The organism is Sphingomonas gellani, from assembly GCF_900110035.1.
Classification (GTDB): Bacteria; Pseudomonadota; Alphaproteobacteria; order Sphingomonadales; family Sphingomonadaceae; genus Sphingomonas; species Sphingomonas gellani.
Window position 1 is genome coordinate 84,402 of sequence record NZ_FOCF01000006.1, and the last position, 23,251, is coordinate 107,652.

Annotated in this window: 24 protein-coding genes; 13 read left to right on the forward strand and 11 right to left on the reverse strand. The window is 68.1% G+C overall.

All coding sequences use genetic code 11. The features are described from left to right. Positions 1–4: 4 nt before the first annotated feature. Together wrbA and BMX37_RS12500 are read right to left on the reverse strand one after the other, a co-directional pair. Complete coding sequence (wrbA, locus tag BMX37_RS12495) at positions 5–607, reverse strand: NAD(P)H:quinone oxidoreductase (RefSeq protein ID WP_093666245.1); 603 nt, start codon at positions 605–607, stop codon at positions 5–7. 39 nt (positions 608–646) lie between these two features. Further along, positions 647–1,384, reverse strand: a complete 738-nt coding sequence (locus BMX37_RS12500; RefSeq protein ID WP_093666085.1) for a pirin family protein — start codon at positions 1,382–1,384, stop codon at positions 647–649. A 96-nt stretch (positions 1,385–1,480) separates the two neighbouring features. On the opposite strand from BMX37_RS12500, the gene BMX37_RS12505 reads away from it, so the two are divergent. The 4 genes from BMX37_RS12505 to BMX37_RS18845 all read left to right on the forward strand — a co-directional run bounded on the left by BMX37_RS12505 (position 1,481) and on the right by BMX37_RS18845 (position 4,660). After that, on the forward strand, positions 1,481–2,407 hold the full coding sequence (locus BMX37_RS12505; protein WP_093666086.1) for a LysR family transcriptional regulator: 927 nt from the start codon (positions 1,481–1,483) through the stop codon (positions 2,405–2,407). Between the two features lie 78 nt (positions 2,408–2,485). Next, positions 2,486–3,580: an AI-2E family transporter gene (locus BMX37_RS12510; protein WP_093666087.1), complete on the forward strand. Its 1,095-nt coding sequence runs from the start codon at positions 2,486–2,488 to the stop codon at positions 3,578–3,580. 94 nt (positions 3,581–3,674) lie between these two features. Then, entirely contained in the window at positions 3,675–4,370 is a 696-nt protein-coding gene (gene ctrA, locus BMX37_RS12515; RefSeq protein ID WP_093666246.1) for a response regulator transcription factor CtrA, read from the forward strand. 122 nt (positions 4,371–4,492) lie between these two features. Continuing rightward, entirely contained in the window at positions 4,493–4,660 is a 168-nt protein-coding gene (locus BMX37_RS18845) for a hypothetical protein (RefSeq protein ID WP_170841963.1), read from the forward strand. 9 nt (positions 4,661–4,669) lie between these two features. Here the strand turns inward: BMX37_RS18845 and BMX37_RS12520 are convergent, their stop codons facing one another. The 8 genes from BMX37_RS12520 to BMX37_RS12555 all read right to left on the reverse strand — a co-directional run bounded on the left by BMX37_RS12520 (position 4,670) and on the right by BMX37_RS12555 (position 11,150). Beyond that, on the reverse strand, positions 4,670–5,023 hold the full coding sequence (locus BMX37_RS12520; protein ID WP_093666088.1) for a HesB/IscA family protein: 354 nt from the start codon (positions 5,021–5,023) through the stop codon (positions 4,670–4,672). A 41-nt stretch (positions 5,024–5,064) separates the two neighbouring features. Next, complete coding sequence (locus BMX37_RS12525) at positions 5,065–5,517, reverse strand: SUF system Fe-S cluster assembly protein (protein ID WP_093666089.1); 453 nt, start codon at positions 5,515–5,517, stop codon at positions 5,065–5,067. 9 nt (positions 5,518–5,526) lie between these two features. Beyond that, positions 5,527–6,732, reverse strand: a complete 1,206-nt coding sequence (locus BMX37_RS12530; RefSeq protein ID WP_093666247.1) for a cysteine desulfurase — start codon at positions 6,730–6,732, stop codon at positions 5,527–5,529. A gap of 157 nt (positions 6,733–6,889) precedes the next feature. Beyond that, positions 6,890–8,002, reverse strand: coding sequence for a SufD family Fe-S cluster assembly protein (locus BMX37_RS12535; RefSeq protein WP_170841964.1), 1,113 nt, complete (start codon positions 8,000–8,002; stop codon positions 6,890–6,892). Beyond that, positions 7,959–8,726: a Fe-S cluster assembly ATPase SufC gene (gene sufC, locus BMX37_RS12540; RefSeq protein ID WP_093666091.1), complete on the reverse strand. Its 768-nt coding sequence runs from the start codon at positions 8,724–8,726 to the stop codon at positions 7,959–7,961. The genes BMX37_RS12535 and sufC overlap by 44 nt, the downstream gene beginning before the upstream one ends. A 2-nt stretch (positions 8,727–8,728) precedes the next feature. Then, entirely contained in the window at positions 8,729–9,202 is a 474-nt protein-coding gene (locus BMX37_RS12545; protein ID WP_093666092.1) for an endonuclease domain-containing protein, read from the reverse strand. Then, positions 9,199–10,671, reverse strand: coding sequence for a Fe-S cluster assembly protein SufB (gene sufB, locus BMX37_RS12550; protein ID WP_093666093.1), 1,473 nt, complete (start codon positions 10,669–10,671; stop codon positions 9,199–9,201). The genes BMX37_RS12545 and sufB overlap by 4 nt, the downstream gene beginning before the upstream one ends. Continuing rightward, entirely contained in the window at positions 10,671–11,150 is a 480-nt protein-coding gene (locus tag BMX37_RS12555) for an SUF system Fe-S cluster assembly regulator (protein WP_093666094.1), read from the reverse strand. The genes sufB and BMX37_RS12555 overlap by 1 nt, the downstream gene beginning before the upstream one ends. A gap of 154 nt (positions 11,151–11,304) precedes the next feature. Here BMX37_RS12555 and BMX37_RS12560 point away from each other — a divergent pair, with 154 nt between their 5' ends. Genes BMX37_RS12560 through BMX37_RS12570 form a run of 3 tightly spaced genes read left to right on the forward strand, consistent with a single transcriptional unit; the run spans position 11,305 to position 15,990 of the window. Then, entirely contained in the window at positions 11,305–12,345 is a 1,041-nt protein-coding gene (locus tag BMX37_RS12560) for a quinone-dependent dihydroorotate dehydrogenase (RefSeq protein WP_093666248.1), read from the forward strand. 56 nt (positions 12,346–12,401) lie between these two features. Then, positions 12,402–14,153 (forward strand): gamma-glutamyltransferase, encoded by a 1,752-nt coding sequence (gene ggt, locus BMX37_RS12565; RefSeq protein ID WP_170841965.1) that lies wholly within the window; start codon positions 12,402–12,404, stop codon positions 14,151–14,153. A gap of 49 nt (positions 14,154–14,202) precedes the next feature. Then, positions 14,203–15,990, forward strand: coding sequence for an AMP-dependent synthetase/ligase (locus BMX37_RS12570; RefSeq protein ID WP_093666250.1), 1,788 nt, complete (start codon positions 14,203–14,205; stop codon positions 15,988–15,990). A 557-nt stretch (positions 15,991–16,547) separates the two neighbouring features. On the opposite strand, the gene BMX37_RS12575 is transcribed toward BMX37_RS12570, so the two are convergent. Beyond that, entirely contained in the window at positions 16,548–19,490 is a 2,943-nt protein-coding gene (locus tag BMX37_RS12575; RefSeq protein ID WP_093666095.1) for a M16 family metallopeptidase, read from the reverse strand. 178 nt (positions 19,491–19,668) lie between these two features. On the opposite strand from BMX37_RS12575, the gene BMX37_RS12580 reads away from it, so the two are divergent. The 6 genes from BMX37_RS12580 (at position 19,669) to BMX37_RS12605 (ending at position 23,248) form a co-directional block, all read left to right on the forward strand. Further along, positions 19,669–20,334: an aspartyl/asparaginyl beta-hydroxylase domain-containing protein gene (locus BMX37_RS12580; protein ID WP_093666251.1), complete on the forward strand. Its 666-nt coding sequence runs from the start codon at positions 19,669–19,671 to the stop codon at positions 20,332–20,334. Between the two features lie 81 nt (positions 20,335–20,415). Then, positions 20,416–20,991, forward strand: coding sequence for a NifU family protein (locus BMX37_RS12585; protein ID WP_093666252.1), 576 nt, complete (start codon positions 20,416–20,418; stop codon positions 20,989–20,991). Next, positions 20,991–21,581 carry a malonic semialdehyde reductase gene (locus BMX37_RS12590; protein WP_170841966.1) on the forward strand — a complete coding sequence of 197 codons (591 nt, stop codon included), beginning with the start codon at positions 20,991–20,993 and terminating at the stop codon, positions 21,579–21,581. The genes BMX37_RS12585 and BMX37_RS12590 overlap by 1 nt, the downstream gene beginning before the upstream one ends. A gap of 13 nt (positions 21,582–21,594) precedes the next feature. Continuing rightward, positions 21,595–22,242 (forward strand): tRNA (adenosine(37)-N6)-threonylcarbamoyltransferase complex dimerization subunit type 1 TsaB, encoded by a 648-nt coding sequence (gene tsaB / locus BMX37_RS12595; RefSeq protein ID WP_093666097.1) that lies wholly within the window; start codon positions 21,595–21,597, stop codon positions 22,240–22,242. Then, positions 22,239–22,718 carry a ribosomal protein S18-alanine N-acetyltransferase gene (gene rimI / locus BMX37_RS12600; protein WP_093666098.1) on the forward strand — a complete coding sequence of 160 codons (480 nt, stop codon included), beginning with the start codon at positions 22,239–22,241 and terminating at the stop codon, positions 22,716–22,718. Before tsaB ends, rimI begins: the two co-directional genes overlap by 4 nt. Before the next feature lie 107 nt (positions 22,719–22,825). Beyond that, a complete protein-coding gene (locus BMX37_RS12605; protein WP_093666253.1) occupies positions 22,826–23,248 on the forward strand; it encodes a Ros/MucR family transcriptional regulator in 423 nt (140 codons plus the stop codon). Positions 23,249–23,251: the final 3 nt, after the last annotated feature.

A 23,251-nucleotide genomic window follows, 5' to 3' on the forward strand; every position in this document is an offset into this window, starting at 1 on the left:
ATGATCAGCCCTTCAGCTTGCCGGCGACCTCCGCCACCCGGCGGCCCTGATAGCGGGCGCCGTCCAGCTCCACGTCGCTCGGCTGGCGCTGACCGTCGCTGCCCGCGATCGTGCTGGCGCCGTAAGGGGTCGCGCCATGCGCCTCACCCGCGCCGGCATGCCCCTCGAATCCGTAATCCAGGCCGACGATCACCATGCCATGATGCATCAGATTGGTGATGATGGAGAACAGCGTCGTCTCCTGCCCGCCATGCTGGGTGGCGGTGGAGGTGAAGGCGGCGCCGACCTTTCCGGCCAGCGCGCCCTTGAACCACAGCGGCCCGGTGGTGTCCCAGAATGCCGCCATCTGGCTGGGCATGCGGCCGAACCGGGTCGGCGCGCCGACGATCACGGCATCATAATCGGCCAGGGCATCGGGCGACTCGATCTCCGCATGCGCGGTGTCGGTCTTGAAGTGAGCGGCCTCAACCACCGCCGCCGGCGCGGTTTCCGCGACGCGACGGATGTCGACCTCCGCCCCCACTCCACGTGCGCCCTCCGCGACCGCGTCGGCCAGCTTTTCGATATGGCCATAGGACGAGTAGTACAGCACCAGAACCTTGGTCATCATTCGCTCCTTTGTGTTCGTCAAAATCCGTTTGGGACGTCAGTCGGCATCGACCAGAACGATCTCCGCGTCATCCAGCGCCACGATCGTCACGGTGCGCCCGCCGTAAATCGCTACGCCGTCTCGCGTCTCGATCCGCTCGCCATCCAGCGACACCGCGCCGCTGGCCGAGACCAGATAGGCGTGGCGCCCCTCGCCCACCGTATGGCTGACGCTTTCGCCGGCCTTCAGCGTCGCGCCCATCACCCGTGCGTCGGCCCGGATCGGCAGCGCCTCCCCATCCTCGGCAAAGCCGGACGCCAGCGTCACCAGCCGCCCGCTCCGCTCGCCTCGCGGAAAGGGCTTGGCGCCCCAGCTCGGCGAACCGCCGGCCCGCTTGGGCTCGATCCAGATCTGGAAGATGCGCGTCGTGTCCCCTTCCAGGTTGTATTCGGAATGGCGCACGCCGGTGCCGGCGCTCATCACCTGCACGTCGCCGGCCACGGTGCGGCCCTGGTTGCCCATCGAGTCGCGGTGCGTGATCGCCCCTTCGCGGACGAAGGTGATGATCTCCATGTCGCGATGCGGGTGCGGCGGAAAGCCGGTGCCCGCCGCGATGGCGTCGTCGTTCCACACGCGGATCGCGCCCCACCCCATGCGGGCTGGGTCGTAATAGTTGGCGAACGAGAAATGATGCCGCGCGTCCAGCCAGCCATGATCGGCATGGCCAAGCGTTGCGAAGGGGCGGCGGTCGATGCCGGTGTCGGCTTCATGTCGGACAGACGTGGTGGCGGTCATGATGGAACCTCCTTGTTGGCGCCAACATAGGACCGGCGCACGGGTCGGAGAACCGAAACGCTGGAAACCGATCGTTTCCCGCAATACGATGCCGGCATGCGCTTGCCCGATCTGGAAGCCTGGGCGATCTTCGCCTCGGTCGTGGAACACCGCTCGTTCAGCGGGGCGGCCGACGCGATCGGATTGAGCAAGGCGACGGTGTCCAAGGCGATCGCCCGGCTGGAGGCGAGTCTCGGCCAGTCGCTGTTCCATCGCACCTCGCGCCGCTTGGCGCTGACCGAGGCGGGCCGTCCGCTGGCGGACCATGCCCGCCGTATCCTGGCGGAGGCGATCGCCGCCGAAGAGGCCGCGCGCGACGGCGCCAGCGCGCCCGCAGGCCGCATCCGGGTCGCCGCACCGATGAGCTTCGGCGTAACCAGCGTGTCGCCGCTGCTGGCCGAGTTCCTGCACGCCCATCCCGGTGTCGAGATCGACCTGCACCTGTCGGATGCGCGGGTCGACATCGTTGCGGAGGGGTTCGACATCGCGCTCCGCATCGCGGACCTGCCCGACAGCTCCCTGCGCGCCCGCCGGCTGTGCGGCATCCAGGTTCATGTCTGCGCCTCGCCCGCTTATCTCGCCGCCCATGGCACGCCGCGCCACCCGGCCGAGCTGGGCGATCACCGTCTGCTCGGCTATTCCAACATTCCCGGCCCATGGCATTTCCGACGTGCGGACGGGGCGGAGGTGGCGGTCCGCCCGGCCGGACCGCTGACCGCGAACACGGGGGATGCGCTAATCCCGGCGCTGCTCTGCGGGCTGGGCATCGCCAGCCTGCCCGGCTTCATCGTCGGCCCGCATATCGCATCCGGCGCACTTTCCCCGATCCTGATCGACTGGACGCCGCCGCCGGTCGGGCTGCACCTGCTCACCCCGCCCAGCCCGCTCCGCCCGGCGCGGGTGGAGGCGCTGATCGCCTTCCTCGCGGAGCATCTGCGGGATCCGTGTGCGACTGTTGCGCGGAGCGACGATGTGCCACGGTGACCGGATGCCCCGCATTCGTCACCGTGATCCTGCTCCTTACGAATCGTACCTGTCGCGCCCGCTGAGGTCGTCGCCCGCATGAAGCGGCTCGCCCCGGATGCCGAGGATGCGCGCTTCATCCGCCGGGTCCTGATCCTCCTGACGATCGCCGCTGTCGTCGCCGCGCTGATCCGGGCCGGTGACCTGCTGATCCTGGCGTTCGGTTCCATGCTCGGCGCGATCGCCATCCACGCGCTGGCCGACCTGTATCGCCACCATCTGCGCGCGCCGCGCAAGCTGGCGCTCGGGCTGGGCATGGCGACGGCGCTCGGCGTGATCGGTTTTCTCGGCTGGCTGTTCGGTGTCGCGTTCCGCGAACAGGTGGACATCCTGGTCACGCGCCTGCCCGGCATATTGGACCAGTTCGCCGCCTGGGCATCGAAAGGGGCGGTCGGGGCCAAGCTGGTAGATGCCGTGCGCTCCGCCTATGCCGGCAGCCAGGCCGCGCAGGATGTCGGCGGACTCGCCCGCGGTGCGGGTGAGCTGGCGCTCAACGCCCTGCTGCTGCTGGTCGGCGCGATCTTCTTCGCCGCCGATCCAAAGGTCTATGAGCGCGGGTTCCTGCTGCTGATCCCGCCGTCCAACCGCGCGGCGTTCGAGGACGCGCTGTTCGATACCGCCTCCACGCTGCGCCTGTGGTTGCGTGCGCAGTTGATCCAGATGACCACCATGGGCGTGGCGGTCGGCATCGGCCTGTGGATCGCGGGCGTTCCCTCGGCGGCGGCGCTCGGCCTGCTTGCCGGCCTGTCGGAGTTCATTCCCTATATCGGCCCCACCGCCGCGATGCTGCCGGCGCTGGGACTCGCCGCGACGAAGGGGACCGGGCCGATCATCGGCACGCTGGTCACCTATGCCGTGGTCCGCCTGATCCAGTCCAACGCGATCACTCCGTTCGTCACCAGCCGCGTGGTGGCGATCCCGCCGGCGATGACGTTGTTCGTCATCATCGGTATCGGTTACGTCTTCGGACTGTTCGGCCTGTTCTTCTCCGCGGCGCTGCTTGTCGTGATCTACACCCTGATTCGCAGCCTGTATCTGCGCGACGTGCTGGGGGAGGACATTCCCCGAGCCGAACACCAGACCTTGCTTTCCCCGCCAGAAATGCCGCGTGAGTCACGGGGAAGGCTGGATTAATCGCGAATTAACCTTTTGCGTTCAGATGTGCGTTGGTTAATGAATTCGGGTCGGCCTGCGAATGGAACAGCGGGCCGCAACGGGGGACATGCTGATGCGCGTGCTGTTGATCGAGGACGAGCCGACCACGGCGAAGGCGATCGAGCTGATGCTGAACACCGAGGGGTTCAACGTCTACACGACCGACCTGGGCGAAGAGGGTTTGGACCTCGGCAAGCTCTACGACTACGACATCATCCTGCTGGACCTGAACCTGCCGGACATGCACGGATATGACGTGCTGAAGAAACTGCGCGTGGCGCGCGTGTCGACGCCCGTGCTGATCCTGTCGGGCATCAACGAGATGGATTCGAAGGTCCGCTCCTTCGGCTTCGGTGCCGACGATTACGTCACGAAGCCGTTCCACCGCGAGGAACTGATCGCCCGCATCCATGCGGTCGTGCGCCGGTCCAAGGGGCATTCGCAATCGGTGATCCGCACCGGCAAGCTGGCGGTGAACCTGGATGCGAAGACCGTGGAGGTCGACGGTGCCCGCGTCCACCTGACCGGCAAGGAATATGCGATGCTGGAGCTGCTGTCGCTCCGCAAGGGCACCACGCTGACCAAGGAGATGTTCCTGAACCATCTCTATGGCGGGATGGACGAGCCCGAGTTGAAGATCATCGACGTCTTCATCTGCAAGCTGCGCAAGAAGCTCAGCCTGGCCTGCGATGGCGAGAACTATATCGAGACGGTGTGGGGCCGCGGCTATGTGCTGCGCGAGCCGGAGGAAGCGGTGGCGGTCGCGTAAGCGCCGTCACCTCTCCCACTGCGTCGACCGTCGCGCGGGTGTTTCGGCCCGGCGCGACACTGTTACATCACCATTGCCTCGGCCGGTTTTTGGTCCCATCTGCCTCGCCAGGAAGAGGCAAGATGACGTACGAAGACGACGATCAGGAATATTTCTACCACCGCGCAGAGGCCGAAATCGAAGCGGCCCAGCGATCCACCTCCGCCCCCGCCGTCAAGGCGCATGTCGAACTGGCAGAACGCTATCTCGAAAAATGCGTGGATTATCAGCCGGAAGGGGACGAGGAGTAGCCGAACCGTTCAAACGGTGAAGCTTTCCCCGCACCCGCAACTGCCCTTGGCGTTGGGGTTGTCGAAGACGAAGCCGGCGGTGAAATCGTCCTCCACCCATGTCATGGTCGATCCGACCAGATACAGGATCGACCCCCCGTCGACGAACAGCGTGCCGCCGGGCGTGTCGATGCGCTCGTCGAACGGCTTCGCCTCGGTCACGTAATCGACGGAATAGGCGAGCCCCGAACATCCGCGCCGTGGCGTGGACAGCTTGACGCCGACCGCGCCCGCCGGTGCCTTGGTCATCAGATCGGCGATGCGGGCCTCTGCGGAAGGGGTCAGGTTCAGTGCGGCAGGGCGCGGGCGTAGGGTCGTCGCCATTCTTGGTCCTTTCTCGATCAAAGTGTCACTTCGATCGACGGCTACAGCATGCCCAGTTCAAGCTTGGCATCGTCCGACATCTTCTGCGGATCCCAGGGCGGGTCCCACACCAGATTGACGTCCGCCAGCGCTATGCCCGGCACGCTGCCGACACGCAGTTCGACCTCGGCCGGCATCGACTCGGCCACCGGGCAATGCGGCGTGGTCAGCGTCATGGTGACGGTCGCGTGCCCCTCATCGGTCACGTCCACGCCATAGATCAGGCCCAGGTCATAGATGTTGACCGGGATTTCGGGGTCGTAGATGTCCTTCAGCGCGTCGATCACGCCGTCGTACAGCGCGCCGCCCGGCTCACCGGCTGCAACACCCTGAGGCTGCTGCGCCAGGAATCCGTCTAGATAGTCGCGCTTGCGCTCCGCCGGTTGCGCGGCATCCTCGACCCGCGCACGCGGGGCCGGTGCCACGCCCTCCACCTCTTCGACCTCGTAGCTCATCCAACAATCCTACCCGAAGATCCGCGACACCCGCTCGACCCCGCGCACCAGCGCATCGATGTCGGCGGGGCCATTGTACACGCCGAAGCTGGCCCGTGCGGTCGCCTCCACGCCCAGCGCCTCCATCAGCGGCTGTGCGCAATGATGGCCCGCGCGGATCGCGACCCGGCCCTCGTCCAAGATGGTAGCGACGTCGTGCGGATGCACCCCCTCCACCACGAAACTGACGATGCCGGCCGAATCATCCGGGCCGAGCAGCCGGACCGAGTTGATCCGTCCGAGTGCATCGCGTGCACGGGCGACCAGAGCGGTTTCGTGCACGTGGATCGCGTCGAGGCCGATGCCCTCCACATAATCGATCGCGGCATGCAGCCCCAGCACGCCGACGATGTGCGGCGTCCCCGCCTCGAACCGTCCCGGCGGCGGGGCATAGGTGGTGCGCGCGAACGACACCTTGTCGATCATCGATCCGCCACCCTGATAAGGCGGCATGGCATCGAGCAGCTCGGAACGGCCCCACAGCACGCCGATCCCCGTCGGCCCGTACAGCTTGTGGCCCGAGAACACGTAGAAGTCGCAGCCCAACGCCGCCACATCGACCGCCAGCCGCGGCACGGCCTGGCACCCGTCGAGCAGGATCTTCGCACCCGCCGCATGCGCAATCCGCACCGCACGCTCCGCGTCCAGCACCGATCCGAGCACGTTGGAGACATGCGCCAGCGCGACCAGCTTGTGCTCCGGGCGGATCATCCGCTCCATCGCATCCAGGTCGATGCGGCCATCGGCGGTCAGCGGCACCACGTCCAGGCCTAGCCCGTTGCGCTCCGCCACCATCTGCCACGGCACGATGTTGGAATGATGCTCCAGCATCGACAACAGGATGCGGTCACCGGCCTTCAACTGCGTGCCTGCCCAGCACTGCGCGACCAGGTTGATCCCCTCCGTCGCGCCGCGCACGAACACGACCTCATCCGGTGAAGGCGCGCCGATGAAGCCCGCCACCCGCCGGCGCGCGGCCTCGAACGCCAGCGTCATGTCGGCGGAGCGCTGGTACACCCCGCGATGCACGGTGGCATAGGTTTCGCCATACGCGCGGGTGATCGCGTCCACGACGGGCGCGGGCTTCTGCGCGGTGGCGGCCGTGTCGAGATAGGCCCACCCTTCCGGGATCGCCGGGAAGTCGGCAAGCCGGTCGAGCGGTGCGGCGTCGGGCATCAGCATGACGGTTGCAAGGATGTGAAGTGGAGAAAGTGGAGAGCTGAAACGCTATCTCTCCACTTCACCCCGCGCGCGCTCTGGATCGATGGCGACAGGGACGGCGCGGCGGTCATCACCTCCGTCTGCCGATCCGCGCCCTTGTAGGACAGCGCGGTCACAGCGCGCCGTCCAGCCACGCATCGGCATCCGCCGCGAACGCCTCGCGCACCGGCTCCGACGCGATCCGATCCAGCGCATCCGCGACGAAGGCGCGCGTCAGGATCGCCTGGGCGCGGGGCTTCGGGATGCCACGCGACTGCATGTAGAACAGCGCCCGCGTGTCGAGTTCCCCGACCGTCGCGCCATGCGCGCACTTCACGTCGTCGGCGAAGATCTCCAGTTCCGGCTTCAGGTTCACGGTCGCGGTACGCTGGAGCAGCAGGCCGCGCAGCGACTGTTCGCCGTCCGTCTTCTGCGCGTGGCGCGCCACCTCTACGGCCGCGGCGAGGCTGGCGACCGAAGTGTCGGCCGCTACCGCGCGCCACAGCTGGTGCGACTGCCCGTTCGGCTCGGCATGGCGGACCCGCACCGCGCATTCCTGCCGCTGCTGTCCGGCGGTGAGCAGCGCGCCGCCCATTTCGGCATAGCCGCCCTCACCGACGACCACCTGCCCGTCGATCCGTGAGCCCGCCTGCCCGGCGCCCAGGAACACCGACACCAAGCTGGCACCAGAGCCCAGTTCCGCTTCCTCGCGCAGCGAGACGAAGCCGCCCGCCTGCAACAGCCGCACCGATCGCTGCAACCGCGCCGAGCGGCCGAGCGCGATGCGCGTCGCGCGGTTGGACCAGCCGGCGCCGACGAAGGTCTCCACCACCGTGGCGACCGCATCGTCGGCCAGCACGATCTCGGCGGGCAAATGGTTCTCACCGCCCGTCGCGACGTGCACGACCTGCACCGGATCGGCGGCGGCATCCGTGTCGAGGCGCAGCGACCAGCCGGTGCCCTGCGCGTGCCGCCCGAGCGCATGGTCGCCGGCGACATGCTCGATGAGAGTGACGCGGTCTAGCACCGAATGCACTTCGTCCAGCACGCCGTTCACGAACAGCAGCCGCGCACCGGGCAGATCAAGGAAATGTTCCTCATGCTCCGCCCGCGCGATCGGCGCGAGCGCGGCGGCGGCGGACAGCGCGCCCATATCGGCCCAGCGCCACGCCTCCGCGCGGGTGGACGGCAGGTCGAGCAGCTCAGGCACCGACGGCCGCCTCCACGCCTGCGCCGAGAGCGCCATAGCCCTCGCGCTCCAGCTCCAGCGCCAGCTCCGGGCCGCCCGATCGGACGATACGCCCGTCGGCCAGCACGTGAACCCGGTCCGGCTGCACATAGTCGAGCAGCCGCTGGTAATGGGTGATGAGCAGCACCGCCTTGTCGGGCTTGCGCATGATGCGGTTGATGCCGTCACCGACGATGCGGAGCGCGTCGATGTCGAGGCCGCTGTCGGTTTCGTCGAGGATCGCGAACTTCGGGTCGACGATGCCCATCTGCACCATCTCGTTGCGCTTCTTCTCGCCGCCGGAGAAACCGACATTGACCGGACGCTTCAGCATCTCGGCGTCCATGTCGAGCTTCTTCGCCTCTTCGCGCGCCAGCTTCAGGAACTCGCCACCGGACAACGGTTTCTCGTCGCGGCTCCCGCGCTGGGCGTTCAGGGCCTCGCGCAGGAACTGGACGTTGGACACGCCGGGGATCTCGACGGGGTACTGAAAGCCGAGGAACAGGCCGGCCGCCGCGCGCTCATGCGGCTCAAGTTCGAGCAAGTCTTGGCCGTCGAAGGTAATCGAGCCATCCGTCACCTCGTAACCCGGACGCCCGCCAAGAACGTAGCCGAGCGTCGACTTGCCCGCCCCGTTCGGCCCCATGATCGCGTGGATCTCGCCCGCGTTCACTTCGAGCGAAAGGCCCTTGAGGATCGGCTTGCCGTCGATCTCGGCGTGGAGGTTTTCAATTACTAACATCGTCATCCTTCAAGCCCCTCCACTTCAGGGGAGGGGTTGGGGTGGGGCGTCGCCGCAACCTCAGGCCGCGCGATCATTCGGACGATCGCCGCAGCCATGCCGTCCATATTCGTCAAGATATCGGCATTGGTGACGCGCATCGTTCGATAACCGCTTGCCGCAAGCGCATCATCACGCAGCCGATCCTTCTCGACATCGTGCGTGTCGCCATCGACCTCAACGATCAGCGCTTCCTGCGGACAAAGGAAATCCGCAATGAAGGGGGCGACAACAGCCTGGCGGCGAAACTTGCGGCCAGCCAGCTTCGAGCCGGAGAGAAGGCGCCACAACCGCTTTTCCGGTTCACTCGGATTCCCACGCATGTCGGCCGCACGCGCGTGCAGTTCGGCCAAAGCGTTCGCGGACAGGCCCCACCCCCGGCCCCTCCCATGCAGGGTAGGGGTGTTCGGTCGCCGATCCTCGTCCTGCGGGGTCATCCCACCGAACCCTCAAGGCTGATCCCGAGCAGCTTCTGCGCCTCGACCGCAAATTCCATCGGCAGTTGCTGGAGCACCTCCCGCGCAAAGCCGTTGACGATCAGCGCGACCGCCGCTTCCTGATCCAGCCCGCGCGACATGGCGTAGAACAGCTGGTCTTCGCTGATCTTCGACGTCGTCGCCTCATGCTCGATCTGCGCGGACGGGTTGCGGACCTCGATATACGGCACAGTATGGGCGCCGCACTGGTCGCCGAGCAGCAAACTGTCGCATTGGGTGAAGTTGCGCACACCCTCGGCGGTCGGCGCAACCCGTACCAGCCCGCGATAGGTGTTGTCGGACCGTCCGGCGCTGATCCCCTTCGACACGATGGTCGAGCGCGACCCCTTGCCCAGATGGATCATCTTGGTGCCGGTATCCGCCTGCTGCCGGTTGTTGGTGACGGCGACGGAGTAGAACTCACCCACCGAGTTCTCGCCCGCGAGCACGCAGCTGGGATACTTCCACGTCACCGCGCTGCCGGTTTCGACCTGCGTCCACGACACCTTGCTGTTGCGGCCCTGGCAGAGCGCGCGCTTGGTGACGAAGTTGTAGATGCCGCCGACACCGTTCTCGTCGCCCGGATACCAGTTCTGGACGGTCGAATATTTGATCTCGGCATCGTCCAGCGCGACCAATTCCACCACCGCCGCGTGCAACTGGTTCTCGTCGCGCATCGGGGCGGTGCAGCCCTCCAGGTACGACACGTACGCGCCTTTGTCGGCGACGATCAGCGTGCGTTCGAACTGGCCGGTATTTTCCGCGTTGATGCGAAAATAGGTGCTCAGTTCCATCGGGCAGCGTACACCCTCCGGCACATAGACGAACGTGCCATCGGAAAAGACCGCGCTGTTGAGCGTGGCGAAATAATTGTCGCGCTGCGGCACGACCTTGCCCAGCCACTTCTTCACCAGCTCCGGATATTCGCGGATCGCCTCGCTGATCGAGCGGAAGATGACGCCTGCCCGCTCCAGTTCGGCGCGGAAGGTGGTCGCAACCGACACGCTGTCGAACACCGCGTCGACGGCGACACGACGCGGCGGCTCGGCACCCTCGACATTGGCGAGCAGCTTCTGCTCCTCGATCGGAATGCCGAGCTTTTCGTAGGTGCGGCGGATTTCGGGGTCGAGGTCGTCCAGCGACTTGATCGTCGCCTTCGCCTTCGGCTCCGCATAGTAATACGCGTCCTGGTAGTCGATCGGCGGGATGTTGAGCTTGGCCCAGTCGGGCGCCTCCATCGTCTGCCACAGGCGAAACGCCTTCAGCCGCCAGTCGAGCATCCATTCGGGCTCGTTCTTCTTGGCGGAGATGTAACGAACAGTGTCCTCGCTCAGCCCCTTGGGCGCGAAGTCCTGCTCGATGTCGGTGGCGAAACCCCACTCATACTTCTTGGATACGGCCGCATAGGCCTCTGCGTTCTTGGTGGCCATCAGGCGATTACCTCTTCGCGCGGCGCCGGGACAGGCTTCGCGGACGGAATGGGGGCGGACGTAACAGGAGAGGCGGCGGCGAGACGCGACAGGCTGACCTCGGCGAGCGCGCCGCGCACGGCCTGGTTGACGATCGCCCAATGCGGCTTGACCTGACACTGGCGATCGATGGCGCAATCGTGCCGCGCATCGTCGACACAGGTGGTGAGCGCGATCGGTCCCTCCACCGCCTCGATCACATCGGCCAGATTGATAGCATCGGCCGGGCGCGCCAGGCGGAACCCGCCGCCCGTGCCGCGCGCGCTTTCCAGCAGGCCGGCGGCGGACAGGCGGCTGACCAGTTTTTGCGCGGTCGGCAACGGCACACCCGTCTCCTCCGCCAGCAGCGTCGCGTTGGGCCGCACCGCACCGTCGGGCGCACGCCGCGCCAGGGCGGTGAGCATCACCACCGCATAGTCGGCAAGGCTGGACAGTCTCATGTTGCGAAGCGTTCTCAAATCGGACAAGATCGTTCCGATTGGGCAGATGGTCGCTGCGCTGCGCCGCGTCAACCGGCATCCGCCGATCAGCGTGACAAAGCGCGTCGATCACCCCGCTTTTGACACGTCGGACACGCGATGCGATGCGCGCGCCATGACCAGCCTGATGCGCGCCGTCCGTTCCCTCGACCCCGAGCGCGCGCATGGCCTGGCGATCGCGGCGCTGAACGTCTGGAATCGGATGGGCGCGCCGGGCGGGCGCAAGGGGGACCGCTTTCCCCGACTGGCGACGCGGGTCGCGGGTCTCGACTTCGCCAACCCGGTCGGCATCGCGGCGGGATTGGACAAGGACGGGCGCGCGATCGACGGGCTGTTCGCGCTGGGCGCCGGCGCGGTGGAGATCGGCACGCTGACCCCCCTGCCCCAAGCCGGCAACCCGCGCCCACGCCTGTTCCGGCTGGCGGAGGACGAGGCGGTGGTGAACCGCTACGGCTTCAAGAATCAGGGGCTGGCGGCGGGTGTTGCGCGCGCGGCGGCGGCGCGACGGCGCGGCGTGCTGGGCATCAACGTCGGCGCCAACAAGGACGCGGCCGACCGCGTCGCCGATTACCGAACGGGCGTGGCGGCGGCGGTCGGCACCGGGCGCGCCGATTATGTCGCGATCAACATCTCCTCCCCCAACACGCCGGGGCTGCGCGACCTGCAACAGGGTGCGGCGCTGGCCGAACTGCTGGCGGCGGCGAACGCGGTGCGGGGGACCACGCCCCTGTTCCTGAAGGTCGCGCCGGACCTGGACAGCGCCACGCTGGACGGGATCACCCGCGCCGGGATCGAGGCGGGGATCGGCGCGCTGGTCATCGGCAACACCACCGTGTCACGGCCGGGCGGCCTGCGCAGCGCGGCGGTTGGGGAGGCCGGCGGCCTGTCCGGTCGCCCCCTCGCACCGCTTGCCCGCCAGCGACTGCGCGATTTCCGGGTCGCAAGCGGCGGCACGCTGACCCTGGTCGCGGCGGGCGGGATCGGTGACGGGTCGGAGGCCTATGCCCGCATCCGCGCGGGCGCCAGCCTGGTGCAGCTCTACACCGCACTGGCATTCGGCGGGCCGGGGCTGGTGTGGCGGATCGTCAGCGATCTGGACGCCCTGCTCGCCCGCGACGGCTTCGCGCATGTGGCGGATGCGGTGGGCGTCGACTGAGCCGGCAAGCGACCAGGGGTTGCGCACGGGAGGCCGGCCGTTAGGGTCCGGGGGCGATGAAACGCCTTTTCCTGATTGCCCTGCTGCTCGCCCCGGCAGCCGTCGATGCCCGCCAGCTGCGCGCGACCCCACGCGTGGAGGGCATGGTCAGCGCCGCCGATCCACGCGCGGCGGCGGCGGGCGTGGAGATGCTGCGCGCCGGCGGCACCGCGACCGACGCGGCGATCGCCACCATGCTGGCGCTGAACGTGGTGGAACCGCAGAGCAGCGGCATCGGCGGCGGCAGCTTCTGGGTTATGCACGCCAAGGGCGGCAGGCTGTCGACCATCGACGCACGCGAGGCCGCGCCGGCGGCGGCGAACGGGCGCTGGTTCTACGACGATGCCGGCCGGCCGATGAGCCATGCCGACGCGGTGCCCGGCGGGCGCAGCGTCGGGGTGCCGGGCGCGCTGCGCGGCATGGCGCTGGCGCATCGCGGCGGGGGCAGGCTGCCCTGGGCACGGCTGTTCTCTCCGGCGATCCGGCTGGCCAGGGGCGGCTTCACCGTGTCGCCGCGCCTGGCCAACGCGCTGGTGAGTTTCGGCGGCGACCTGTCGCCGCAGACGCGGACGCTGTTCTCCGGCCAGGACGGCCGGCCGCTGACCGCCGGCACCACCTTCCGCAACCCGGCGCAGGCCGCGCTGCTGGAGCGGATCGCGAAGACCGGGCCGGACAGCTTCTATGTCGGCCCGCAGGCGGCGAGGCTGGTCGCGACCGTCAACGGCGCCGCGCGCAATCCGTCGCGGATGACCGCCGGCGACCTGGCCAGTTACGACGCGAAGCCGCGCGATCCGCTGTGCGCGACGTACCGCGTGTACCGCATCTGCGGCATGGGGCCGCCCTCGTCGGGCGGGATCACGGTGCTGATGATCCTGAAACAGCTGGAACGGTTCGACCTGTCCGCGCTGGGCAAGGACTCGCCGGTCGCCTGGCACCTGTTCGCGGAATCTTCCCGCCTCGCTTACGCCGATCGCAACCTGTACCTGGGCGATCCGGATTATGTGCGGGTGCCGCTGAAGGGCCTGCTCGACCGGAGCTATCTCGCGAGCCGGTCCGCGCTGATCGCGCCCGATCGCACCATGGCCAGCGTCGCGGCCGGAACCCCGCCGGGCGCCCCCGCCCGGACGCCCGCGCCGGTCAGCGAAGTGCCGGGCACCACCGACCTCGCCGTGGCGGATGCCGCCGGCAACGTGGTGGAAGTGACGACCACCGTGGAGGGTCCGTTCGGATCGGGCCTGTCGGTGGACGGGACGATCCTGAACAACGAACTGACCGATTTCGACATCGTGCCGACCATGCCCGATCCCAACGGCGGGGGGTATCTCGTCGCCAACCGGGTGGAGGGCGGCAAGCGTCCGCGCAGCTCCATGGCCCCGACCATCGTCTACAATCCCGATGGCAGCGTGCGGCTGGCGGTCGGCGCGGCCGGCGGTTCGACGATCATCGCGCAGGTGGCAAAGGCGATCGTCGGCGTGCTGGACTGGAAGATGTCGGCGCAGGACGCGATCGCCACCGGCCTGCTCTACGCGCCCGGCTCGGTCGCCACCGCCGAAAAGGGCACGGAGCGCGCCGCCATGGTGCCGGCCCTGCAAGCGCTGGGCGAACGGGTAGAGGTCGCATCGCTGGGGCTGAAGGCCAATGCGGTGGAGCGGGTCGGCGGTCGCTGGGTCGGCGCCGCCGATCCGCGCAGCGAAGGCGTGGCGATCGACATCGCCGGCCGCACCACCGCGATCACGCGGGCGGGTCGGATTGGCGGCCCCAGCGACTGACGAGAAAAACGCCGGCAGCGACCGGCCAGACGCGCAAACGGGAGAGCGCATGACGGCACTGGAACACTTCCCAAACCTGGTCGCGATGTTCTTCGCACGCGCGGCACAGCGGGGCGACGCCCCATTCCTGTGGACCAAGACGGGGGGACAATGGACCGCGATCAGCTGGGCCGAGGCCGCGCGCCAGGTCGCCGCGCTGGCGACGGGGCTGAAGGCGGCGGGCCTGAAGCCCGGCAACCGGGTCATGCTGGTCAGCGAGAATCGCCCCGAATGGTGCATCAGCGATCTGGCTATCATGGCCGCCGGTTGCGTCACGGTACCGACCTACATCACCAACACCGAACGCGATCACCAGCACATCATCGAGAATTCGGGGGCGTGCGCGATCATCGTGTCCACCGCGAAGCTGGCGAAGACGCTGCTGCCCGCCGTGCTGAAAAGCAACGAGGCGCATATCGTCATCGGCATGGAGGACATGCGCGTGCCGGCCGGCGCGGTCACCTACCACGACTGGCACCGGCTGATCGCGGATCATGCGACCGACCCCGCCACCATCGCCGCCGCCGCGACGTTCCGCCGCGAGGAGCTTGCCTGCATCATCTACACCTCCGGCACGGGCGGCGCGCCGCGTGGGGTGATGCAGCACCACGGCGCGATCCTGCAGAATGTCGCCGGCTGTCTCGCGATCATCGCGGAAGATTTCGGCTGGGGGGACGAGGTGTTCCTGTCCTTCCTGCCGCTCAGCCACGCCTATGAGCATACCGGTGGCCAGTTCCTGCCGATCGGGCTGGGCGGCCAGATCTTTTATGCCGAGGGGCTGGAGAAGCTCGCGTCGAATATCGAGGAGGTGGGGCCGACGATCATGGTCGTCGTCCCCCGCCTGTTCGAGGTGCTGCGCACCCGCATCGTCAAGGCCATCGAGAAAAAGGGCGGGCTGGGCGCGCGCCTTCTGGAACGCGCGCTCGATCTGGGCGCGCGGCAATATCATGGCCGGCTGCGCTGGACGGACCGGCCAGCGATGCTGGCGGTGAACACGCTGTTCAAGCCGAAGGTGGCGACCCGCTTCGGCGGCCGGCTGAAGGCGATGGTGTCGGGCGGCGCGCCGTTGAACCCGGAGATCGGCCTGTTCTTCCACAGTGTCGGGCTGACCGTGTTGCAGGGCTATGGCCAGACGGAGGCGGCGCCCGTCATCTCCTGCAACCGCCCCCGCGCCGGCATCCGCATGGATACGGTCGGACCGCCGATGAAGGATGCGGAGGTCCGCATCGCCGAGGACGGCGAGATCCTGGTGCGCGGCGAACTGGTGATGCACGGCTATTGGCGCAACGAGGCGGAAACCCAGCGGGTGCTGAGGGACGGGTGGCTGCACACCGGCGATGTGGGGGTGATCGACGAAGCAGGACGCATCAAGATCACGGATCGCAAGAAGGACATCATCATCAGCGACAAGGGCGACAACATCGCGCCCCAAAAGGTCGAGGGGATGCTGACCCTGCAACCGGAGATCGTGCAGGCGATGATAACCGGTGACCGCCGGCCCTATGTGGTGGCGGTCATCGTGCCCGATCCGGAATGGGTGCAGGAATGGTGCGCCGCGAATGGCGATGTCTGCCGCTTCGACAAGCTGGCCGAGAACAGCGAATTCCGTACCGCGCTGGGTCAGGCGGTGGAACGGGTCAACAAGGACCTGTCCGTGATCGAGCGGGTACGCCGCTTCATCCTGGCCGATGCGCCGTTCACGATCGAGAACGCGCAGCTGACGCCCAGCCTGAAGATCCGCCGGCACGTCCTGCGCGAAGTGTACGGCGAGCGGCTGGACGGGTTGTACAAGGCCTGACGATACGATTGCATTTTCTGCAAGCGTGATCGATCATGTTGCAATTGCGAAATGGCTCGCTGCGCTGCAAAAGGAGTGTGCCTTTCAGGCATCCTCTCCTAAAAACTTTTCGGCCGGTCATTGACCGGCCTTTTTTTTTGGCCCGCATACGGCTAGCGCGATCCGGCATCGTCTTGTCGTTCATAAAAAATGCAGCGTGCAGGAGCGGAGCCGCCGGTAAGACCGGCACCGGCAAGACGAGGTATGCGGGGGATCGAGCGGTCAGATGACCTGCTCTCCCCCGTGAGTTCCAGGACATAAGGACGCGGCCGCGAAGGCCGATATGGGTACGGCCACAAGTTGCAACCCACTGAATTCCCGACTCGCTATTCCCATGCGCTGGAAACGCGGTCTCTCATCCTGATCGGCGCGGCGCGGGGACCATCACGCGAGAAATGCTCAAGCAGCCCGGTCCGACGCCGCAGTACGTTTGCGACGCCGACGCTTGAGGCCACGCCGGGGCCACTGCCGCCCCCGTCTGCGAGCAAGTGCGCGCGCCGAGTGCGACCGTCCCTAGCTCAACGCTGCGGCGTGCTGCCCCCGGCCGCGCCCGACGCTTGGCCCCCATCCGCGCGGGGCAGCACCGCCATGGTCCAGTCCGCCTCCGGCCGCAGATATTTGCGCGCCGTATCCTGCAACACGGCGGGCGTGATCGCGATCAGATCGCGCGGGAACGACCGCGCCGCATCGTACAGGCGCGGATCGCGGGTCGCGCCACCCAGCTGCCGCAACCAGAACAGATTGCCCGTGCTGGCCCGCAGGAACGCCTGACCCATCGGTGCCAGCACGCGGCGCAGTTCGTCATCGCTGACCGGCCGCGCGACCAGATCGGCCGCGATCTCCCGCGACAGGCGGAAGAAATAGTCGACCTTGTCGGGGGTGATCTGTCCCATCGCCACCAGCTTCCCCCCGGTCGGCAGGCCCATCGGCCACTGGCTCTGCACGCTGGGGGTGTAGCTCGCCCCCGCCTCGTTGCGCAGCCGCTCGAACAGGCGATCGGAAAAGACCTGCGCCAGCACGTCGAGGCGCCGGCTTTCGGCGACACCCTCGACTCCGCCGCCGGTCGGCCACGCGATCACCGCCGCCGCTTGCGTGGGCTGGCCGCTGTGAAAGCGCACCACCGGGCGATCGACATGGGCGGGGAAGCGGATCGGCGCCGTCGCCGGGCCGGTCGCGTCACGCGGCTTCAGCGCACCCAGCGTCCGGCCGACCGCGGCAATCGCCTCGTCCGCCTTTACGTCGCCGAACACCGAAACCTCCACGGGCCCTTCCGCCAGGCGAGGCGCCCAGAAACGGCGGAACGCGGACGGGGTCAGCGCGGCGATCGCATCGCGGTCCGGCGTCGCCCACCGCGGATCGCCCGCCCGCAACAACCCGTCCAGATCGCGGGAGATCACCCCGTCCGGAGACGCGTCGAACCCGGAATAGCCGGCCAGCGCCACCGCCTTGGCCCGTCCGACGGGCGCGGGATCCCATCCCGGCACCGCCAGCTTGGCCGCGATCAGGCGCAGTTCGTCCGGGTAATCGGCGGGCGAAGTGATCGCACCCAGCGAATAGGCATCGTCACCCAGGTCGAAGTCGAGCCCAAGCCGGCGTCCGGCGGTCAGCTGGTCGAGATCACCTTGGTTCAGCTTGCCGATGCCGCTTTGCACCAGCGCCAGATCGCCGGCCCAGCCGGGGCTGGTCCGATCGGCCGGCAGCGACACCTGGCCGTGCCCGAAGCGCACGCGGACATAGACGCGCCCCGATTCGGACGCGTTGGGATAGAGCAGCAGGCGGACGCCGTTTGAGAAGGTCACCTGCTCCATGTCCAGCTCGGCGACCTTCTCGCGCGCGGTCACGGTGGCGGGGCGGCCCAGCTTCGGCAGGCGATCGATGCTGACCGCCGCCTGCGCCCGCCGCTTTCCGGCCAGGCCCGAAACGTCGGCCTTCAGCGCCGTCGCCAGCTTCGCCGCGGCGGAGGGGTCGGGCGTGTGCACGTTGACCAGCGCGCGCGTCGCGTCACCGACGAAGATGCGGCGCGTGGATGCCAGCAGCGTTTCCGGCGTGAACATCCCCTTTTCCCGCGCATCCTTCAGCACGGCATAGCTCGCCTGCGGACTGGTGGTGGTTTCGCGGATGTCCAGCGCCTCCGTCATGTCGTCGGCCAGCTTGGCGCCCGCCTCCACCCGCGCGGTCTCTACCGAAGTCCGCATTGCGGTGTCGTAATCGGCATATTCGCGATCGACCTCCGCCTGTGTCGCAGGCGTCGCCATCGCGTCGGCGATGACCGCGCGCACGTCCTTCAGCGCCGCTTCCCAGGTGTCGCCGACGGGCACGATCGACACGGACGTGACGTTGGCGGACCGAGACACGTCGTCCAGGCTGACCGACGCCTGCAGGTAGCTGGCCCCGGCGCGCGCGCGCTGCTCCAGCCGGCGGCTGATGAGGCGGGTGGCGAGCGTGTCGACCAGCCGTTTCTGGTTGAAGATCACGGTGTCGGCGTTGAACGTCCACGGACGCAGCACGCTCATCGCGACCAGCGTCGGCAGGCCCGGTTCGACCAGCGCGGCGCTGACCGGCTGCTTGGGATCGGGCTTGCCGAAATCGGGCTCGGCGGGCTTCGCGCCCTTGCCCTGCCAGCCGGCGAAGTTCCGCGCGATCATCTGCGCGGCCTGTTCGGGGTCCATGTCGCCGGACACGATCACCACCGTCCGCTCCGGCCGGTACCAGCGGTCGTGGAACGCCGACACGCCCTGTGCGGTGGCGGCAGCCAGCGTTTCGGGCGTGCCGATCGGCGACCGGGACGCGAGCCGCTGGCCCGCGAAGAAGGTGCCGCGCATCGCATCGCTCAGGCGCACCTGCGGCCCCGGCAACTCGCGCCCCTCCGCCAGCACGACGGGGCGTTCCGCGTTCACCGTCTGCGACGTGATCGCCGGCGCGGACACCATGCCGGACAGGATCTTCAGGCTTTCGTCGACGCTGCCGCTGGTCGCGCCGGGCAGGTCCAGCTTGTACACCGTCTGCGTGGGTGTGGTGCTGGCGTTGGTGTCGGAGCCGAAGGTGGTGCCCATCCGCTGCCACACCCGCTTGGCCTCGCCATCGGGGACATAGCGCGATCCGCGAAACGTCAGATGCTCGATGAAATGGGCAAAGCCGCGCTCCGCATCCTCTTCCATCAGGGAGCCGGCGTCGATGCGGACACGGATGGCGACCTGCCCCGGCGGCACCCCGTTGCGCCGCACGGCGAAGCGCAACCCGTTGGGCAACGTGCCGAATTGCCACGCCGGATCGGGCGTGATGTCGCTGCCCTTGTACAGCCAGGCCGTGCGATCGATCGCGACGGGCGCGGCCGGTGCAGGCTGGGCCGCCGCCGGCGCTGGCCGGCGCGGCGTGGACCGGGCGGACTGCTGTGCCGCCAGCGGCTGCACGAGAAGCGGGAACAGGAGAACGAAACGCGACGCGCGGGAAAGAAACGCCATGCGCACCCTTCTAGCCGCCCTTCCCCACCACCGCCAGCGCGCCATGATTTGGACCAACATCGCCGCTACGCCGAGTCTCATGGCCATGCGCCACACGCATGAACGCAACGGAGAACCAACGGCAGCTGCCGCCCCGGTCGGGCGACATGCGGTTGAACGGATGTCGAAACGAACCGCGATGACGACCAGCGCCTATCCAGCCGCCCAGCGGAACCGTCGACCCGCCGATGGTCGCGATCACGCGCGCGTCGGGCCTGACGCACCCGCTTCGCGTGGCATCGGCGGCCCGGTCGGCGTCCTGCTGCGCGACCTGCTCGACCGGCTGATCGGTGCATCGTCCCTGGTGCCGGACGCGCCGGTGCTGGATGTCCGCCGTTTCGCCTGGACGGCGATGCTGCGCGAGAACTGGCGAACGATCCGTGACGAGGCTGTGACGGCGATCGATCGCGATGGCCGCGCGGGCGGGTCGCCCGACGCGGCGCGCTGTCCCGTCACCGCGGCGCTGATCCGGCGCATCCCCGGCCTGGACGACGCCAGCTTTTCCGTGCTGGCGCCGGACACCCATCTTCACGACCGGCGCGGCGCGACAAAGGGGCTGATCACCTGCCACCTGGGCCTGGTCGTGCCGCGCGACGGCGATGTCCGGATGCGGGTGGACGACCGCATCGTCCGCTGGGCGGAAGGCGAGACGCTGGTGTTCGACGACACCTATCCGCACGAGGTGTGGAACGAGGCGCGCGGGGAGCGGCTGGTGCTGGCCATCCGCTTTGCCCGCCCGCTGAAGCGGCGGGGCCGGTGGCTGGCGGCCCTGCAACGGCGATCGCGCGCGGCCGCGCAAGGGTGAAGGCGCTGCTTCGCGCGGGGAAAGGGATCGTTTCCGCCCCTTGCGCTTGATCGGCCCGGCAACCCAGCCCACATGCGGTTTATGCTGATCGAGACCGAAGCCACGCCGAATCCGGCGACGCTCAAGTTCCTGCCCGGCCGCACCGTGATGGATGCCGGCACCCGCGATTTCGCCACCCCGGAAGAGGCGGAGGCGAGCCCGCTGGCGGAGGCGATCTTTGCCCTGGGCGACGTGACAGGCGTTTTCTTCGGCCGTGATTTCGTGTCGGTGACCGCCGCCCCCGGCACCGACTGGCGCGACCTAAAGCCCGACGTGCTGGCGATCCTGCTCGATCACTTCGCTGCGCAGATGCCGTTGTTCAAACCGGCCAGCGCCGGCTTCGCGGTGGCGAGTGAGCACGAGGCGATCCCGACCGACGATCCGGCGGACGCGGAAATCGTCGCGCAGATCCGCGAGCTGATCGACACCCGCGTCCGTCCGGCGGTGGCGAATGACGGGGGCGACATCGTGTATCGCGGGTTCGACAAGGGCCGCGTGTTCCTGCGCATGCAGGGCGCCTGTTCGGGCTGTCCGTCCTCCACCGCGACGCTGAAGAACGGGATCGAGCAGCTGCTGAAATATTACGTACCCGAAGTCACCGAAGTGAGGGCCGTTTGATGCCGTCGATCAACGACCAGGCGCTGGATCAGATGTTCCGCCAAGCGCGCACCTTCAACCATTACACCGATCAGCCGGTCGGCGAGGATACGCTGCACGCCATCTGGGACCTGATGAAGATGGCGCCGACCAGCGCCAACCAGATGCCGGCGCGCTTGGTGTGGTGCACCAGCCAAGACGCGAAGGAAAAGCTGGCGCCGTGCACGTCCGGCAACAATGGCGACAAGATCCTGGCCGCGCCGGTCAGCGTCATCATCGCCATGGATACCGAGTTCCACGAGCATCTGCCGATGCTGTACCCCCATGCCGATGCGAAGAGCTGGTTCGACGGCAATGCCGAACTGCGCCAGGCATCCGCGTTCCGCAACTCGACCTTGCAGGGCGCGTATTTCATCATGGCGGCGCGCGCGCTGGGCCTGGATACCGGGCCGATGTCGGGTTTCGACGCGGGTGCGGTGGACAAGGCGTTCTTTGCTGACCAGCCGTCGGTGAAGACCAACTTCATCTCCACGCTGGGCCATGGCGACCGGGCCACGCTGCACGACCGCCTGCCCCGCCCGGCCTTTGAACTGTTCAACCGCATCGCCTGAGCGCAAGGCGGTCATGCGGACGCTGGTGATCGAGACCGCCACGGCGGCCTGTTCGGTCGCGCTGATCGACGATGGCGTGGTCGTGGCTGCGCAGCATGTCGTGGTCGGGCGCGGTCATGCCGAACGCCTTGTCCCGATGATCGCGCAATTGCCGGACGGCGGCAGGGCCGACCGCATCCTGGTCGATTGTGGCCCGGGCAGCTTTACCGGGGTCCGGGTCGGACTGGCGGCCGCACGCGGGCTGGCGCTGGGTTGGAGCGTGCCGGTTGCCGGCTATTCCTCGCTAGCCCTGGTCGCTGCGACGGCGATGACACGTGGCGGAGCACCCGAGGTAGCGGCGGTGCTGGAGGGCGGCCATGGCGAGCTGTTCGTGCAGATGTTCGCGCGGCCCCTAGTTCCGACGGGGTCGCTAGCCTCGCTGCGCCCCGACGCCGCGCTGGCTGCGATCGGCGGTCGGCCGGCGGCGGGCAACGGCGTCCGCGCGCTGCTCGCGATCGACCCCGGCTTGCCCGTAAGCGACGTGCTGCCCAATGCCGCCGAGGCCGTGCGCCTGCCCGCCGATCTGGCCGACCTGCCGCCACGCCCGATCTATGGCCGCGCCCCGGATGCCAAGCTGCCGGGCGGCGTGACGCCGCCAGCCGCGTCGACGACCGCCCCATGACGAACGGCTGCGCGATCAGCCTGCACGCCGGCTACCCGCGCGACATCGCGGAAGTCGACGCACTGATGGCGACCGCGTTCGACGCCCGCTTCGGAGAGGCATGGACCCACGGTCAGGTATTGGGCGTGCTGGCCATGCCGGGCGTGCGGCTGACGCTGGCGCGGACCGACGATGTTCCGGCGGGATTCGCGCTGGTCCGGCAGGTGCTGGACGAGGCGGAGCTGTTGCTGCTGGCGGTCGATCCCGCCTTTCGTCGGCGCGGGATCGGCGGCGCGCTGATGCGGCAGGTGATCGCGGACGCGCAGGCCGGCGGCGTCGCCATGGTGCATCTGGAAGTGCGCGCCGACAACAAGGCAAGCCGCCTGTACACCCGCCACGGCTTTGCGAAGGTGGCGGAGCGGCGCGGCTATTACCGGGGCAGCGACGGCACGGTCCGCGACGCACACAGCTATCGCAGAATGCTGACACCCGCCTGAACCGGCAATTTGATAAGTCTTTTTTTATCCGGGGCTTGTGGTTCGAGGCGGTCGCCACGATAGGCATCGTTCCGTTATTTTCTTACAAGTGGAAGCAAGTCTTCTTCATGGAACGTCAGTCCGATCCACAAGCGCTTTTGACGATGACCGCGGACATCGTCGCCGCGCATGTCAGCAACAATTCCGTTCCGACCGACACTCTGCCGGACCTGATCCAGACCGTGCACGACGCGCTGGCCTCGCTCGATCCATCCGGCCCGCCGCGCCCGGCACCCGCCGTCTCCGTTACGGAGTCGGTCGGTCAGGACCATCTGGTCTGTCTGGAGGACGGGAAGAAGCTGAAGACGCTGCGCCGCCACCTGATGATGCGGTACGGCATGACGCCCGAGCAGTATCGCGCGAAATGGAACCTGCCTGCCGATTACCCGATGGTCGCACCGGCCTATGCCGAACGCCGCCGCAGCCTGGCGAAGCAGATCGGCCTGGGCACATCGGCCAATCGCCGTCGTGAGACGGCCGAGGCGGAATAATAT